The organism is [Roseibacterium] beibuensis, from assembly GCF_039542305.1.
In the GTDB taxonomy this organism is placed as follows: domain Bacteria; phylum Pseudomonadota; class Alphaproteobacteria; order Rhodobacterales; family Rhodobacteraceae; genus Roseibacterium; species Roseibacterium beibuensis.
The window spans coordinates 67828-84192 of record NZ_BAABHW010000002.1 but is presented as its reverse complement, the minus strand read 5'-3'; the positions used below and the strand labels follow the sequence as shown (position 1 = coordinate 84192).

Here is a 16365-nt window from a genome sequence, read left to right as displayed (position 1 = left end):
CAGACCGGAGGGACATCATGAACGAAGAAAAACACGAGGCCCTGCGCGCCGCCGCGCTGTTTTATCACGAGCATCCCCGCCCCGGGAAACTGGAGATCCGCGCCACAAAGCCGCTGGCCAACGGGCGCGACCTGTCGCGCGCCTACAGCCCCGGCGTGGCCGAGGCCAGCCTTGAAATCAAGGCAGATCCGGTCAATGCCGCCCGCTACACCTCGCGCGGGAATCTCGTTGCCGTCGTCTCGAACGGCACGGCGGTTCTGGGGCTTGGCAATATCGGTGCGCTGGCATCCAAGCCGGTGATGGAGGGCAAGGCCGTCCTCTTCAAGAAATTCGCGAATATTGATTGCTTCGACCTCGAGATCAACGAACCGGACCCCGAGAAGCTGGCCGACATCGTCTGCGCGCTGGAGCCGACCTTCGGGGCCATCAACCTCGAAGACATCAAGGCGCCAGATTGTTTTATCGTTGAACGGCTGTGCCGCGAGCGGATGAATATCCCGGTGTTCCATGACGACCAGCACGGCACGGCCATCGTCGTCGGCGCCGCCGCCACCAACGCGCTTCGGGTCGTCGGCAAGAAATTCGAGGATATCAAGCTTGTCTCGACGGGCGGCGGCGCGGCGGGGATCGCGTGTTTGAACATGCTGCTCAAGCTCGGCCTCAAGCGCGAGAATGTCTGGCTCTGCGATATCGACGGGTTGATCTATAACGGGCGCGAGGTCGGCATGACCCCGCAGAAGGCCGAGTATGCGCAAGGGTCCGACCCCAAAAGCCTCGACGAGGTGATCGAAGGCGCGGACATGTTCCTTGGCCTGTCGGGGCCCGGCGTGCTGACGCCCGAGATGGTGAGCAAGATGACGGATCGCCCCGTCGTCTTCGCCTTGGCAAACCCCACGCCGGAAATCCTGCCCGACGAGGTTCGCACGGTTGCGCCAGATGCCGTTATCGCCACGGGGCGCAGCGATTTTCCGAACCAGGTCAACAACGTCCTGTGTTTCCCCTTCATCTTCCGCGGCGCGCTGGATGTCGGTGCGACCGAGATCAACGACGCCATGCAGATCGCTTGCATCGAGGGCATCGCGGCGCTGGCCCGGGCCACGACCAGTGCCGAGGCGGCGGCGGCCTATGCCGGTGAGCAACTGACCTTCGGGCCGGAATACCTGATCCCCAAACCCTTCGACCCGCGTCTGATCGCCGTCGTTGCCGGGGCCGTGGCCGAGGCCGCGATGGACTCTGGGGTCGCCACGCGACCGCTGGACGACCTCGGGGCCTATCGCGACCGGTTGAACCAGTCTGTCTTCCGCTCTGCGCTGATCATGCGCCCGGTGTTCGAGGCGGCGTCCGGCACCTCGCGCCGGATCGTGTTCTGCGAGGGCGAAGACGAACGCGTGCTCCGGGCCGCGCAGGCCATGCTGGAGGAGACGACGGACAAACCGATCCTGATCGGCCGCCCCGAAGCCATCGACCTGCGGATCGAACGGGCGGGCCTGACGGTGCGGCCGGGCATCGATTTCGAACTGGTGAACCCGGAAAACGACCCCCGCTACCGCGATTATTGGGGCACCTATCACGAGGTGATGCAGCGCCGCGGCGTCACCCCTGACCTCGCCCGCGCCATCATGCGCACCAACACCACCGCCATCGGCGCCGTCATGGTCCATCGCGACGAGGCGGATTCGCTGATCTGCGGCACTTTCGGTCAGTATCTCTGGCACTTGAATTACGTCTCGCAGCTTCTTGAAACGCCCGACCTGACGCCCGTCGGCGCGCTCAGCCTGATGATCCTTGAAGATGGTCCGCTGTTCGTGGGCGACACGCAGGTCCACCCCGTGCCCAGCCCCGAGCAGATCGCCGAAACGGTCTGTGCCACGGCGCGTCACATCAAGCGCTTCGGGGTCGAGCCGCAGATCGCGCTGTGTTCGGGTAGCCAGTTCGGCAATCTCGAAAGCGACAGCGGGCGCCGGATGCGCGCCGCGCTCGACATTCTCGATTCACAGCCACGCTCGTTCACCTACGAAGGCGAAATGCACGTCGATAGTGCGCTGGACCCCGAGTTGCGCGAACGGATCTTCCCCAACTCGCGGCTGAATGGCCCCGCGAATGCGCTGATCTTCGCGTCGACCGATGCGGCTGGTGCGACGCGCAACACGTTGAAAGCCAAGGCAGGCGGTCTGGAGGTTGGTCCCATTCTCATGGGGATGGGCAACCGCGCGCATATCGTGACACCATCGATCACCGCGCGCGGTCTTCTGAACATCTCGGCGCTCGCCGGGACGCCCGTGGCCCATTACGGCTGAGGGGGAGGAGAGTCCTCAGCCGTTACAGCGTCCATCCAGAGAGGAGCCTGAATGGACGCAACCGGGTTACCCGAGGGTGATGCGCACCAGCGTGATGAACATCAGCGCGGTCGCGGCCAGCCCGACGAAGATCAGGGCGGGATAGCCGAACATCAGAACCGCCGAGGCGATAGCCGCCACGATCCCGAAGATGGCGGCGAAGGCGTTGTCCACGGGGCCATCCACGACCTCGCGCGCCATGCGGCCGATGACCGGCAGACGATAGGTGACATGGCGGGTGATCCACCGCTGCTGCGGGGCGTCGGGCATGGTTGTCATTGATAATCTCCTGTTCGCTACCGACACATATAAAAAGTTCTGAATGTGATGCGAGGGGCGGGGTGTCGCACTGCGACGATAAGGCGGTGTTCCAATGTATACGTTAGCGCTCTCATGTCGCTTGTGGGTCTCGTAATTGCGCGATGCGCCATTTAAACGATAGGAAATTACCGACACGGAGGAGGAGGGACAGCATCATGGCCTACGGCGAGATCTACGAGGCCGCCAAGCGCGACCCAGAAGCATTCTGGATGGAGGCGGCAAAGGGCATCGACTGGGACGTCCAGCCGTCCAAAGCCCTCTTCGACGAGAACGCACCGCTTTACGAGTGGTACGCCGATGGCAAGCTGAACGCCTGCTGGAACGCCGTGGACCGCCACGTCGAGGCCGGGCATGGCGATCGCACCGCGATCATCTACGACAGCCCCGTCACCCACACGAAACGCGAGATGACCTTCGTCGAATTGCGCAACCGCGTCGCGACGCTGGCCGGGGCCCTTCGCGCGAAGGGTGTCGAAAAGGGGGACCGGGTGATCATCTACATGCCGATGATCCCGGAGGCGCTTGAGGCGATGCTGGCCTGCGCCCGTCTCGGTGCCGTTCACTCGGTCGTCTTCGGCGGGTTCGCCTCGCATGAACTTGCGGTGCGAATCGACGACTGCAAACCGAAATGCATTATCGCCGCATCCTGCGGGATCGAGCCTGGCCGGGTCGTCCACTACAAGCCGCTGCTCGACGGCGCGCTCGAACAATCGACCCACCAGCCGGATTTCTGCGTCGTCTACCAGCGCGAACAGGAGGTGGCCCATCTCGAAGAGGGGCGGGACGTCAACTGGCACGGCTTCCAGTATGGCGTCGAACCGGCGGATTGCGTCCCGGTCGAGGGCAACCACCCGCTCTACATCCTCTATACCTCCGGAACGACGGGGCAGCCCAAGGGGGTCGTGCGCCACACGGGCGGCCATTCTGTCGCGCTGAACTGGACGATGCGCAACCTCTACGACATGAACCCCGGCGAGGTTTTCTGGGCCGCCTCCGATGTCGGATGGGTCGTGGGCCACAGCTATATCTGTTACGGCCCGCTGACCTTTGGATGCGCGACTGTCGTGTTCGAGGGCAAGCCCGTGGGCACCCCCGATGCCGGGACCTTCTGGCGTGTGATCCAGGATCACAAGGTGCGCTGCCTCTTTACCGCGCCGACGGCGTTCCGCGCGATCAAGCGTGACGATCCGACCGGCAGCCTTGTGGGCGACTACGACCTCTCCAGCCTTCGGTCCCTGTTCCTCGCTGGCGAACGGGCCGACCCGGACACGATCGAATGGGCGCAGGACAAGCTGGGCGTGCCGGTGATCGATCACTGGTGGCAGACGGAAACCGGCTGGGCCATCGCGGGCAACCCACTCGGGATCGAGAAGCTGCCGGTCAAGATCGGCTCCCCCTCGGTGGCGATGCCGGGATATGACGTGTGCATCCTCGACGAGGGTGGCCACCCGATGAAACCCGGCGAGTTGGGCGCCATCGCGGTCAAGTTGCCCTTGCCGCCGGGCACGCTGCCCACCCTGTGGGAGGCGGAAGAGCGGTTCCGCAAGGCGTACCTCACCCATTTCCCGGGCTATTACGAGACCGGCGACGCCGGCATGATCGACGAGGACGGCTATCTCTACATCATGGCGCGCACCGATGACGTCATCAACGTCGCGGGCCACCGCCTGTCGACCGGCGCGATGGAAGAGGTTCTGGCCGCCCATGCGGATGTGGCCGAATGCGCCGTGATCGGCGTGACCGATACGCTGAAAGGGCAGCTTCCGATGGGCTTCCTCTGCCTGAACAAGGGCGCTGAAACGACCCCGGAGCAGGTGGTCAAGGATTGCGTGAAGATGGTGCGCGACCAGATCGGCCCGGTCGCCGCCTTCAAGCTGGCGGTCGTGGTTGATCGTCTGCCCAAGACCCGCTCGGGCAAGATCCTGCGTGGCACGATGGTCAAGATCGCCGATGGCGAGGATTTCAAGATGCCCGCGACGATCGACGACCCGGCTATCCTCGACGAGATCGCCGAGGCCGTGAAGCCGCTGGGTTACGGCGGCTGACCTGATATTGCGGCAGTCGCCCGCCCCGGGCGCAGCCATCGCTAGCCAATCTCGAAAGCCAGCCCTCGGGCCGGCTTTTTGCTGCCGCCGGGGGAGGGTGGTCTTCGTCTTGCGCTTGAGGATACACCGCTTCACACTGTGGCTCAGCGGTTGCGTGAACGGAGGCGCCCCATGTCAGAAAGCCTGATCGACGCGGCGGATGCCGTGCGGGCAAAGGCCTACGCGCCCTACTCGAATTTCCAGGTCGGGGCGGCCATCCGCTCGGTCGAGGGGAATGTTCACCTCGGCTGCAACGTGGAGAATGTCGCCTATCCCGAGGGCACCTGCGCCGAGGCCGGGGCCATCGCCGCGATGATCGCTTCGGGCGACACGAAGATCGCGGAAATCGCCGTGATCGCCCAAGCCTCCGCGCCCGTGCCGCCCTGCGGCGGGTGTCGCCAGAAGATCGCGGAATTTGCCTCGGGCGACGTGGTCGTGACCATGGCGACGACGTCAGGCGAGACCTTGTCCATGACCGTGGCCGAGCTGCTTCCGGGCCGGTTCGATGCAGGCCATATGGATGCGTCCGAGGCCCGCACGTGACCGACGCCCGCGCCATTCTCGCCAAGCTGCGCGACGGGATCCATCCGACCGAGGCGGAACTGTTCTGGTTCGCCAATGGGCTTGCCTCCGGCGAGGTGACGGACGCGCAAGCCGGCGCCTTTGCCATGGCTGTCTGCACCAAGGGGCTGGGCAAGGCGGGCCGTGTACAGCTGACCACCGCGATGCGGGAAACGGGCGATGTCCTGAAATGGGATCTCGACGGACCGGTGGTCGACAAGCATTCCACCGGCGGCGTGGGCGATGCGGTCTCGTTGCTGCTGGCCCCGGCGCTCGCGGCCTGCGGTGCCTTTGTGCCGATGATCTCGGGGCGCGGGCTTGGTCATACCGGGGGCACGCTCGACAAGCTCGAAGCAATCCCGGGCTATCAGACGCAGGTCTCCATCGAGGACCTGCAAGAGATCGTGGCCGATATCGGCTGCGCCATCGTGGGCGCAAGCGCCGATATCGCGCCCGCCGACAAGCGCCTCTATGCCATCCGCGACGTGACCGGCACGGTAGAGTCGATCGACCTGATCACCGCCTCGATCCTCTCCAAGAAACTGGCGGCCGGGCTGGAATCCCTTGTCCTCGACGTGAAGGTCGGCTCGGGTGCCTTCATGGCCGACCCGGCCGATGCGCTGGCCTTGGCCCAATCCCTTGTCAGCACGGCGCAGGGCGCGGGCTGCATGACCTCGGCGCTGGTCACGGACATGAACCAGCCGCTGGCGCGCACCGCCGGCAATGCGCTTGAGGTGATCGAGGTGATGGAGGCCCTGACCGGGGGCGACACCGGGTCCGATCTTGCCCGCATCACCATCGCGCTTGGCGGCGAGGTGCTGGCGCTTGGCGGGCTGGCCGCCGATGCCGCCGACGGGGAAGGGCGGATCGCCTCCGTTCTGGCCGACGGACAGGCCGCTGAAATCTTCGGGGAAATGGTCGCCATCCTGGGCGGCCCGGCGGATTTCACGGAACGTTGGAGTGACAGGCTGCCAGCGGCGCCGGTGATGCTGGACGTGCATCCGGGGGAAAGCGGGGTGGTCGCAGCGATCGATGCGCGCGCCTTGGGCGAGGCGGTCGTGCATCTGGGCGGCGGGCGTCTGAAGCAGACCGACCGGGTGGACGCCGCGGTGGGCCTCTCTGCCATTGCGCGGCTCGGCGACCAGGTCGATGCGCAGACGCCGCTGTTGCGCATCCATGCGGCCAGCGAAGAGGCGGGCCGCGCCGTCGCGGCCAGCCTGCGCGGGGCTTTCGAATTGTCCGACAGCGCGCCGGATCTTCCGCCGCTGATCCACGAAAGGATCGGGTGATGCCCCGTGCGTTTCTCGTGGTGATGGACAGCGTCGGGATCGGCGGCGCGCCCGATGCCGACGACTTCTTCAACGGCGACCGGCCCGATACCGGCGCGAACACCGTGGGCCATATCGCGGCGGCCTGCGCCACGGGCGAGGCCGAGGAGGGGCGCAGCGGGCTTTTGCACCTGCCGCATCTCGACGCGCTGGGGCTGGGGGCGGCGCTCAGGCTGGCCTCCGGCGCGCGGGGCGAGGGGCTCGACGCCGACCCGGTCGGCCTGTGGGGTGCGGCGCAAGAGGTGAGCGCGGGCAAGGACACGCCCTCGGGCCATTGGGAACTGGCCGGTCTGCCCGTGCCGTGGGAGTGGAGCTATTTCTCCGACACGACGCCGGCCTTCCCCGATGATATCGTCGAAGAAACAAAGCGCCTGGCTGGCACCGACGGTATCCTCGGCAATTGCCATGCCAGCGGCACCGAGATCATCGCGCGCCTTGGCGCGCAGCATCAACGCACCGGCTGGCCGATCTGCTACACCTCGGCCGATAGCGTCTTCCAGATCGCCGCGCATGAAGAAAGCTTCGGCCTGGACCGCCTGCTGACGCTGTGCGAGGGCCTTGCGCCGATGCTGCATGACCGCCGCGTGGGCCGCGTGATCGCCCGGCCTTTCATCGGCGAACCGGGCAGCTATGCCCGGACCGGCAACCGCCACGACTATGCGATGACGCCGCCCGCGCCGACTCTGCTGGACTGGGCGCAAAGTGCTGGGCGCAAGACCATCGCCATCGGCAAGATCCGCGACATCTTTGCGGGGCAGGGCGTCGGCGAAGTGCTGAAAGGCGATGACCGGACCTTGATGGATCACCTCGCCACCAGCGTCGACTCAGCCCCGGATGGCAGCCTGACCTTCGCCAATTTCGTCGAGTTCGACAGCCTGTATGGCCATCGCCGCGACGTGTCGGGCTATGCGCGCCATCTCGAATGGTTCGACGCCGCCATCGGCCCCGTTCTGGCGGCGATGCGGCCCGATGACCTGATGATCCTGACCGCAGATCATGGCAATGACCCGACATGGAGCGGCACCGACCACACCCGCGAAAGGGTGCCCGTGCTTGCCAAGGGGCCCTATTCCGGGCAGATCGGCATCCGCGCCTTTGCCGATGTCGCGGCCTCGGTCGCGGCGCATCTGGGCATCCCGGCCGAGGGACCCGGCACCAGTTTTCTGTGAGGGCTCATGACCTCTGAACAAATCTATTTCGTGATGACCTTCGTGGTGGTCACGCTGGCCGTACGCTACATCGGTCCGCTGATCGGACGCCCGCGCACACCGTGGCGCGGCGCGATCATGTTCGGGTTCATTATCGCGTTCATCGGATGGGTGATCGGCGCATGAGAGAGATCCCGAAGGTCGAGCTTCACCTCCATCACGAGGGCGCCGCGCCGCCTGCCTTCATCCGGGGCCTGGCCAAGGAAAAGGGCGTCGACCTGTCTGGCATCTTTCGCGAGGACGGCAGCTATGCCTTTCGCGATTTCGTGCATTTCCTCAGCGTCTACGAGGCCGCGACCAGCGTTCTGACCAGCCCCAAGGATTACGCCCGCCTGACCCGCGCCGTGCTCGAGGAAAGCGCCGCCAACGGCGTCGTCTATTCCGAGACCTTCCTCAGCCCCGATTTCTGCGGCGGCGGCGATGTCGAGGCGTGGCGCGACTATCTCGCCGCGATCCGCGAGGCGGCTGAGGAGGCCGAGCGCGACTTCGGCATAACGCTGCGCGGTATCGTCACCTGCATCCGTCATTTCGGCCCCGAGGCAGCGAAGCCCATCGCGCTCTGCGCCGCCGAGACGGCGGGCGACTGGCTGACGGGCTTTGGGATGGCGGGCGACGAGATGAAGGGGAAACCCGCCGATTTCACCTGGGCCTTCGATTGCGCGCGCGAGGCCGGGCTGCGACTGACCGTGCATGCCGGGGAATGGGGCGGGGCGAAATCGGTCCGCGATGCGCTGGCGGCGCTCCGGCCCGAGCGGATCGGCCACGGGGTGCAGGCCATCGACGACCTGGCGCTGGTCGATGACCTGGCCGAGCAGGGGATCGTTCTGGAATGCTGCCCGGGGTCGAACGTGGCGCTCGGGGTCTGTCCGGGCTGGTCCGCCCACCCGATCCAGCGCCTGCGAGACCGCGGCGTGAAGGTCACGGTTTCCACCGACGACCCGCCGTTCTTCCATACCACCATGACGGCGGAATACGAAAACCTTGCCGCCACCTTTGGTTGGGGCGAAGAGGATTTCGCCGAGATCAACGCAACTGCCATCGACGCGGCCTTTTGCGACGAGGCCACGAAAGACAAGATCCGCAAGAAACTGGGGGACAGGACATGACCGAACATCTCACCGTGGTCGAGCATCCGCTCGTGCAGCACAAGCTGACCTTGATGCGCGAGAAGGATACCTCGACCAAGACCTTCCGCCAGCTTCTGCGCGAGATTGCGCATCTTCTGGCCTACGAGGTGACGCGCGAATTGCCGATGACGACCAAGACGATTGACACGCCGCTTTGCCCGATGGACGCGCCGATGATCGAGGGCAAGAAGCTGGCCCTGATCTCGATCCTGCGGGCAGGCAACGGCTTGCTTGACGGGATCCTCGACCTTGTGCCGGCGGCCCGTGTGGGCTTCGTCGGCCTTTATCGCGACCCCGAGACGCTGCAACCGGTGAAGTACTACTTCAAGGTGCCTGACGCGCTGGAGGAACGCATCACCATTGTCGTCGATCCGATGCTGGCCACTGGCAATTCCTCTGCAGCCGCAATCGACATGCTGAAGGAGGCCGGCGCCAAGAACATCCGCTTCCTCTGCCTGTTGGCCGCGCCCGAAGGGGTCGCCCGGATGAAGGAAGCGCATCCCGATGTGCCCATCGTGACGGCGTCGCTGGACGACCACCTGAACGACCATGGCTATATCGTGCCCGGCCTCGGCGACGCCGGCGACAGGATGTATGGTACCAAATAATCGTTGTTGCGCCTTTACTTGAGCAAAGTGTTGCGCCACTCTCGGGGCAGCAAACCTGGGGGGCTTGCATGCGGATTAACCGGATCGTCCGCGCCACCGTTTTCGGCTGTGCAACAGCCGTCGCGGCAACAGGCGCATCTTTTGCACAACAGGCCGTGCCGGCGGAAACCCCGCCGAGCAGCTATAGCGGTGAGCAATACGTGGACAGCCAAGGCTGCGTCTTCGTGCGCGTCGGCTATGGCAGCGCCACCGAATGGGTGCCGCGCGTCGGGCGCGACCGACGCCAGCTTTGCGGTTTCCAGCCGTCGCGCGTGGCCGGTGCAGGCCCTGCTCGGGGCAGCGTCGATCCGGCCAATCCCGGCCCGGGTGTCACCGTGATCGGCGGTCCCGCGTCGGCTGTTGCCGCTGCTTCGCCTGCCACAACACCCGCAACCGCGCCAACGGCTGCACAGACCCGCACGGTGATCCGGCAAACCCCCGCAGCGGTGTCGACGCCCGGTATCCGTGTTCTGCCGGCCCCCACCGCCACGGCCCCGGCAGCCGCCCGCCCGGCAACGCCAACGCCGCCGCCCACCGAGGTGCGCACGACATGCCCGGGTTTGACTGGGCTGACGGCGCAGTACCTGTCCGGCCCCGGCGTGCGCTGCGGCCCGCAAGCCGTTCATCCCGGCGATGCCGCGCGCGGCATCGACCGCGCGGGCGCGGCCCTGAACCCTGCCTCGTATAACGGTCAAACCCTGAGTTCGACCGGGCACCTGCCCGCGCGCATCGTTCCGCCGCCTGCACCGGAAAGGGTCATCCCGGCGGGCTACGTGCAGGTCTGGGATGATGGCCGGATCAACCCGCTGCGGGGTATTCGCCACGTTTCCGGCGAGGCCGAGATGGCCATGGTCTGGACCGATACGGTGCCTCGGCGCCTTGTGGTCGCCGAATAGGCGCGGCACGATCATTAGTGCCTGATCCCATGTGCCGTGCCAACGGGCCGCGCCGCGATCAGCCTCCCGAGCAAATCTCCTGCAAGCTGACCCACCGGTCATCCGGCAGGAGCGGTGCGCCGCTTGCTGTCCGCATCGGGTCCGCCTCGATCAGGCCGAGGACTGTCTCGCCCGACACGTCCTGCGCGAAGGCGTAAGGCTGTGTCGAGAGATTGGCATCGGCAAAGCGCGCGACGAGTGTCGCCTCGTCGACCGGTGGTTGGGGCCGGCTGAGCAACGTGACCGCGTGGGCGGCGAGGGTGTCATCGGCGATCTCCCCCGTCGTGAGCAGGCGGAAGGTCACGACCAGGCCCACATCCTCAAGCAGCGTCTGGATCGGGTCGCTTGCTTGTCGGCGCACGTCCTCTGCCAAAAGAAACCCGGCGAGAACCTCGGGTGTTTCAAAATCCTCGACCAGCGCGGCCGAGGCGACGATCAGGTTGCCCGGCAAGGCAATCGTGTCGGGGATCGTGGCCGGAAGGAGGATCACGCCCGGAACGCGCGCGCCCTGGAAGACCCGGTTGGTCAGGTCTTGCAGCGCTGCGCGCCCCCGGGCCGCCGTGCAGGGGCGACCGGCCAGCCGGGTGATCTCATCGAGGAGGGCTTCGCCGATCTCGGCGCGCTTGGCTTGCGGCAGCAGCGAGACCGTCTGCCGGGTCAACGCCTCGGGCAGCCAGAAAAGCGCCAAGGCCATCGCCCCGACACCCATCGTCGCGCTGAGCAACCACCTGAGCCGCCCTGGATGTGGACCGGACCGGCGGATCGCGGTCAGGACCTTTTCCAGGGCCTCGATCATGTCGGGGTCTTCGAGTTCCAACTGCTCGGTACTGTCCGCGCCGGGTGCGTAAAGCGCGGGCACCCGACCGGGGTTCTTGCGCTCGATTGCTGGAAGCGACCAATGCGTCAGCGCTGTTTCGGACGGGGTCGAGATCACAAGCGTCGCATCGCCAAGCGAGACCACGACCTCGCGGCGCTGGTCGGCGGGGCCTTCACGCCACAGGCCAAGGGCCTCGAGCCGCCGATATTGCTCCAGCGCAGTCATGGACACCTGTCATCCTGCTCATCGTTCTTTGTCAAACAGGATAACCGCTTACCCGGTTTTGCTCAACGCGTGATCCGACACGCCCCTACAACGCGGCGGCCGCTTTGCGCAGTTCGAATTTCTGGACTTTCCCGGTCGAGGTCTTGGGCAATTCCTGGAACACGACGTGTTTGGGCGTCTTGAAGCCGGCAAGGCGCTGGCGGACGAAATCGATCAACTCTTGTTCGGTCGCCTCGGCACCGTCTTTCAACTCGACAAAGGCGCAGGGGACCTCGCCCCACTTGTCATCGGGCTTGGCCACGACGGCCGACAGCAGGACCGCAGGGTGATGCATCAGCGCGCCTTCCACCTCGACCGAGCTGACATTCTCGCCGCCCGAGATGATGATGTCCTTGGCGCGGTCGGCGATCTGCACGTAGGTGTCGGGGTGCTGCATGGCGATGTCGCCGGTGTGGAAATAGCCGCCGCGGAACGCCTCGCGGGTGGCGCGGGGGTTCTTGTAATAGCCCTTCATCACCGCGTTGCCGCGCATCATGATTTCGCCAAGCGCTGCCCCATCCATCGGGATCTGCTCCATGTGCTTGGGCTCCATCACCGTGATGTGGTCCATCTGCGGCATGGGTACGCCTTGGCGCGCCTTGACGATGGCCCGGTCTGCCCCGTCCAGAACATCCCAGACCCCATCCTTGAAGGTGCATTCCGTGGCCGGGCCATAGGTCTCGGTCAGGCCGTAGACCTGGGTGATGTTGAAGCCCATCGTCTCGATGGCCGCGAGGGTCGCCGCGGCGGGCGGGGCACCGGCGGTAAAGACCTCGACCGTGTGGTCGAAATCCCGGCGCTCCTCGTCCTTGGCGTTGACGATCATGTTCAGCACGATCGGCGCACCGCCGAAATGGGTCACGCCCTCATCCGCGATGGCGTCGTAGATGTTCCTGGCCGTGATCTCGCGGCAGCAGACGGTGGTGCCGCCCACCACGGGCATGGTCCAGACATGGCACCAGTTGTTGCAGTGGAAAAGCGGCACGATGGTCAGGTATTTCGGGTAGAGCGTCATGCGCCACGAAATCGGCGTCCCCATCGAGATGAGATACGCCCCGCGATGGTGATAGACGACCCCCTTGGGCCGCCCCGTGGTGCCCGAGGTGTAGTTCAGCGCGATGGATTCCCATTCATCCTGCGGCATGATCCATTCGAACTCGGGGTCGCCCTCGGCCAGCAATTGCTCGTAGGTCACGTGTCGGCCACTGGCGTGATAGCCCGCCGCCTCGTCCGGCACCTCGACGATCAGGGGCAGTTCTTCGGTCTCCATCTCCTTCATCGCCGCCTCGACCGTGCCGAGGAACTGCGTGTCGCACAGGATGACCTTCGCCTCGCCATGATCGAGGATGTAGCTGATCGTGCCGATATCGAGACGGATGTTGATGGAGTTGATGATCGCACCACAGGCGGGCACGCCGAAATGCGCCTCGACATGCGGATAGGTGTTGGGAAGCACCGTTGCCACCACATCGCCCGGATGTACGCCGCGTTGCGCCAGGGCGGAGGCAAGCCGCGTGACCCGCGACATGTGCTCGGCATAGGTGGTACGGAAGGACCGGTCGACGACAGCCGTGCGGTTGCTGAAGATCTGCGCCGCGCGTTGCAGGTGGGACAGCGGCGTCAGCGGTACAAAATTCGCCGCGCGTCTCTCAAGCCCGGTTTCGTCCTTCATCCAGCCCATGGCCAACCTCCCTCTTGCGCAAGAATCTGAGGAAACACATGGCAAGCCGCGCAAGAAAAGGAAAGGGGGATTGACCTGCGCAACCGGACTTGCCGTGGCGTGGGGCGGCGAAGACGGAAAAAAGGCCCGCCCACGCGACTTGGGGACCGTGCGCGGGCGGGCAGATCGGGCCGGGGGAACGACCCGACCGAAGGGATATGAGTGATACGGATCGCGGCAGGGTTTCCGTCGAAATTTTTCTGGGCCGAGCGTCTCAGGACAGACGGCACCGCGCCAATGCATCCTCGTCGGGTGTCCACCCGAAACCGGGCGCATCGGGCACAGGCTGAAACCCGTCTTGCGCCTGCGCCATGTCTGGCATCAGCAACCGCACGATCCGCGCCTGCGCCTGGTTCACTTCGATGGCGCCCGTCTGCATCGCGCCGCACATCCAGTGCAGGTTCACAAAGTCCCAGCCCCCGGCGGGGGACACGGCCCGCCCGTCGGTAACGGCGTCTGCGCCGCCGACACCGCGGCGGCAAGGCCGCCCGCGAAAACCGCGTTGAGTTGGAGACCCCGACGCCCGCCTCGATCAGCAGATCGAACCGCTCGCCGCTCTGCTCCATCTGGCCAGCCGCCAGCGGAATGCCCTGCATCTCGGAGAACCACCGCAAGGCGTGGCGGTCGTAGCGATATACGGGTTCTTCCAGCCGGGTGAGGCTCGGCATCCAGCCCGTCACCACCCGTTGCGGGATCTCCAAGACTGGCAAGGACAAGCCACGGCCCGAACTCCTCGTGGCGAACTTCGAGGTGGGCGGATGAAAAAGCGGCGCTCAGAGGGGCTTTGAACTCGCCTTTAATGATACGCGCGGACGGCAGCTTTGAAGGCACAGGTGCCGTATGGATTTGAACACAACTGTTGGCGCGTTCTGAAAGTCCGCGAGGACGCTCGCACGACGCCTGACAAGTTACACTGGGGACGCAACCTAGCGACATGTAGTGTCGCACTGAATACCCGGTCTACTCGGCTTCCTCCAAGCCTGACTTCGGCAACATGGATGGATCACCACGGAGTGCTTCCAAAGCGGTTAGGCTTGGAGCCCGCTTGGCTCCAATCATGTGTGCGATATACTCCGGATAGGGTAGCGGCCCGGCTGCGGTCTGGGCGGGTGGGACAGTTACCCAACACACGCCATCCCGGTACTCAGAGCCGAGGCGATCCAGCAGAGAAATGTCGTCGGTGACCTGAACGCACATTACGCGACCGGTCGGTGCCGTGGCTACAAGTGCTAGCTTGTCAGACAGAAGATGAAGCGCGAGCTGCCATCCTCCGGGCCATCGTAGCTGATCATTGACCGGACCGAGATTGATGCCCCGCAAGTAGCCCGAGCCGTGTATGTTTAGTTGAAACCGTTTCTCCGGGTCGGCTTCGCGGAAACCCTTGCGGAGTTCTTTTGCATAGTCCGTCGAAATGAAGTCGTGGCCGAAAAGTCGATAGCCAACCGCGAGCGCCACTTTGGCAAGGAACCGTCCGTCTGCGTGCAGGTCAATTGCCACCTGAATGTGAACGTTCTCGCCGCGCTCGCGCAGTCCCTCAAGCTCGCGGACGATGCGCAAATCGTCAGCTTGCTGTGCGTCGAAAGGATCGAGTTCTTGGAACTTGCTTGCGTTCGCCGGGAGTTCCAAGTTGGTCACGAACCGCTTTGCCTTAGGGAAGTGCTGAAGGACGGATCGAAGGCTCGTGCAAACCCAGTAGGGTTCAGGGGATGTGAGGCTCAAGATGACCCGTCCTGCCTTGGACTTCTTCGAGCCTCGTCGCGGATCGCCCCCAGCGTAGGCGTTCCACGTATCTTCCTTCTCTTCCATTCGGATGTGCAGGACGTTCGCTCCAGGAGCACACACCCAGTAGTCGATGACCTCGCCTTCAGCGGGCCGCACGTTCTGAACTACGCCGAGATAGATGAGGGGAAGGACCCCTGTGGGTTGATCCGGTGACAGGTAGCTCAATGCGTCGTTCGCTCGCTCCCCGGTTATGGCGAAGCTCTTGATGAACCCGCCATCGACGAACACGCCAGACATGTTGTTGCAGCTTTGGCAAACGTCGTTGGTTTGCCAAAAGCCGGGGAGATAATCGCCTCCGAGAGCATCGGGCCAGATGTGCTCTTGTGAGAATTCGGCAGCCTCCTTTGTGTTTCCGCAGTAGATGCACTCGCGTTCGACAGACATAGGACGCTCCCTTTGCTGCTTTCGGGCAGATGGTGAGGAGATCGGACGCGGTCGAGGAAGACACGCTCACGAGGCCAAATTGGCCGATCTCCCCATTTATGTCGTGCGTTGACAGCATCACTCAGCGACGTCACAGAGGAAATACTCTGATGATAAAGACTTTCGTGCAAGCCGCAGCGAATGTCAGTTCCGTCCGCACCTTACCAGTTCGTAACCCGCGCGGCGAAGGTCGGCCATCGCCCAATGACGGCGATGGTCTTGGGTCCGCTTTGGGCTGAGAGCCGTCATCGGGAAAATCTTAGCCGGTCTGAGACAGTGAGGCCTTGGAGGTTCGTTCTGCACTGTCGTAGGTCGGCCCCCATAGTTGCGTCATCGAGCGTCGCTCGCTTGGGTTGGGCCTGCCGATGATGCTGACCGACGGCATGGGCTGGGTCTGGCAACGCCGGGTGACCGTCGGAGAGGGAGACCCGGCCACCGAGCTGCGTCACCGCCATGCCACGGAAGACGAGGCGCGGCGGGCGGCGCAGGCCGAGCGCGACCGGGGCATGCGCGCCTCGGGCAAGATCAATGTCACGCTTGCCGGGTTCCGGGGCGAGCTGATGGCCGAAGGGATCGTGGCGCTGGAGGGGATCAAGCCGGAGCTTGCCGGCGCGTGGACGCTGGACAGCGTGCGCCACGAGCTGGGCAGCGACCGGCTGCAGACCAGTTTCACGGCCGAGCGCGACAACGAAAGGGCAGGGGCGACCACCGCCCCGGCCGAGGACGAGGCCAACGTTGCCGCATCGCTGGAAACCGCCACGGGCTTCGTCCAGGCCCAGACCCTTCTTGCCCAACAAACCGCCTTTGCCTGA

General features: G+C 64.9%; 15 protein-coding genes. 10 read left to right on the top strand and 5 right to left on the bottom strand.

All coding sequences use genetic code 11. The annotated features are described in order from the left end of the window. Positions 1-17 precede the first annotated feature (17 nt). Positions 18-2297, top strand: a complete 2280-nt coding sequence (locus tag ABD923_RS06800) for an NADP-dependent malic enzyme (protein ID WP_259549925.1) — start codon at positions 18-20, stop codon at positions 2295-2297. Positions 2298-2363: 66 nt separating this feature from the next. On the opposite strand, the gene ABD923_RS06795 is transcribed toward ABD923_RS06800, so the two are convergent. Continuing rightward, a complete protein-coding gene (locus ABD923_RS06795) occupies positions 2364-2615 on the bottom strand; it encodes a hypothetical protein (protein ID WP_222192006.1) in 252 nt (83 codons plus the stop codon). A gap of 197 nt (positions 2616-2812) precedes the next feature. Here ABD923_RS06795 and prpE point away from each other — a divergent pair, with 197 nt between their 5' ends. The 8 genes from prpE to ABD923_RS06755 all read left to right on the top strand — a co-directional run bounded on the left by prpE (position 2813) and on the right by ABD923_RS06755 (position 10508). Then, positions 2813-4702, top strand: coding sequence for a propionate-CoA ligase PrpE (gene prpE / locus ABD923_RS06790; RefSeq protein WP_259549924.1), 1890 nt, complete (start codon positions 2813-2815; stop codon positions 4700-4702). A gap of 171 nt (positions 4703-4873) precedes the next feature. Further along, positions 4874-5284 (top strand): cytidine deaminase, encoded by a 411-nt coding sequence (locus ABD923_RS06785; RefSeq protein ID WP_259549923.1) that lies wholly within the window; start codon positions 4874-4876, stop codon positions 5282-5284. After that, positions 5281-6591: a thymidine phosphorylase gene (locus tag ABD923_RS06780; RefSeq protein WP_259549922.1), complete on the top strand. Its 1311-nt coding sequence runs from the start codon at positions 5281-5283 to the stop codon at positions 6589-6591. Before ABD923_RS06785 ends, ABD923_RS06780 begins: the two co-directional genes overlap by 4 nt. Continuing rightward, on the top strand, positions 6591-7799 hold the full coding sequence (locus ABD923_RS06775) for a phosphopentomutase (protein ID WP_259549921.1): 1209 nt from the start codon (positions 6591-6593) through the stop codon (positions 7797-7799). The genes ABD923_RS06780 and ABD923_RS06775 overlap by 1 nt, the downstream gene beginning before the upstream one ends. A gap of 6 nt (positions 7800-7805) precedes the next feature. After that, the gene (locus ABD923_RS06770) at positions 7806-7964 is read left to right on the top strand and encodes a hypothetical protein (RefSeq protein ID WP_259549920.1); all 159 of its coding nucleotides are present in this window, start codon (positions 7806-7808) and stop codon (positions 7962-7964) included. Then, positions 7961-8944, top strand: a complete 984-nt coding sequence (locus ABD923_RS06765) for an adenosine deaminase (protein ID WP_259549919.1) — start codon at positions 7961-7963, stop codon at positions 8942-8944. Before ABD923_RS06770 ends, ABD923_RS06765 begins: the two co-directional genes overlap by 4 nt. Further along, the gene (upp, locus tag ABD923_RS06760) at positions 8941-9573 is read left to right on the top strand and encodes a uracil phosphoribosyltransferase (protein WP_222191999.1); all 633 of its coding nucleotides are present in this window, start codon (positions 8941-8943) and stop codon (positions 9571-9573) included. The genes ABD923_RS06765 and upp overlap by 4 nt, the downstream gene beginning before the upstream one ends. Before the next feature lie 155 nt (positions 9574-9728). Then, positions 9729-10508, top strand: a complete 780-nt coding sequence (locus ABD923_RS06755) for a hypothetical protein (RefSeq protein WP_345229442.1) — start codon at positions 9729-9731, stop codon at positions 10506-10508. 58 nt (positions 10509-10566) lie between these two features. On the opposite strand, the gene ABD923_RS06750 is transcribed toward ABD923_RS06755, so the two are convergent. From ABD923_RS06750 to ABD923_RS06735, 4 genes are all read right to left on the bottom strand, one after another. Then, complete coding sequence (locus ABD923_RS06750; protein ID WP_259549917.1) at positions 10567-11589, bottom strand: hypothetical protein; 1023 nt, start codon at positions 11587-11589, stop codon at positions 10567-10569. An 85-nt stretch (positions 11590-11674) separates the two neighbouring features. Further along, positions 11675-13309, bottom strand: coding sequence for an AMP-binding protein (locus tag ABD923_RS06745; protein WP_259549916.1), 1635 nt, complete (start codon positions 13307-13309; stop codon positions 11675-11677). 253 nt (positions 13310-13562) lie between these two features. After that, the gene (locus ABD923_RS06740; RefSeq protein ID WP_259549915.1) at positions 13563-13781 is read right to left on the bottom strand and encodes a hypothetical protein; all 219 of its coding nucleotides are present in this window, start codon (positions 13779-13781) and stop codon (positions 13563-13565) included. A 527-nt stretch (positions 13782-14308) separates the two neighbouring features. Then, a complete protein-coding gene (locus tag ABD923_RS06735; RefSeq protein ID WP_259549914.1) occupies positions 14309-15514 on the bottom strand; it encodes an HNH endonuclease in 1206 nt (401 codons plus the stop codon). Between the two features lie 404 nt (positions 15515-15918). On the opposite strand from ABD923_RS06735, the gene ABD923_RS06730 reads away from it, so the two are divergent. Then, positions 15919-16365: a hypothetical protein gene (locus tag ABD923_RS06730; RefSeq protein ID WP_259549913.1), complete on the top strand. Its 447-nt coding sequence runs from the start codon at positions 15919-15921 to the stop codon at positions 16363-16365.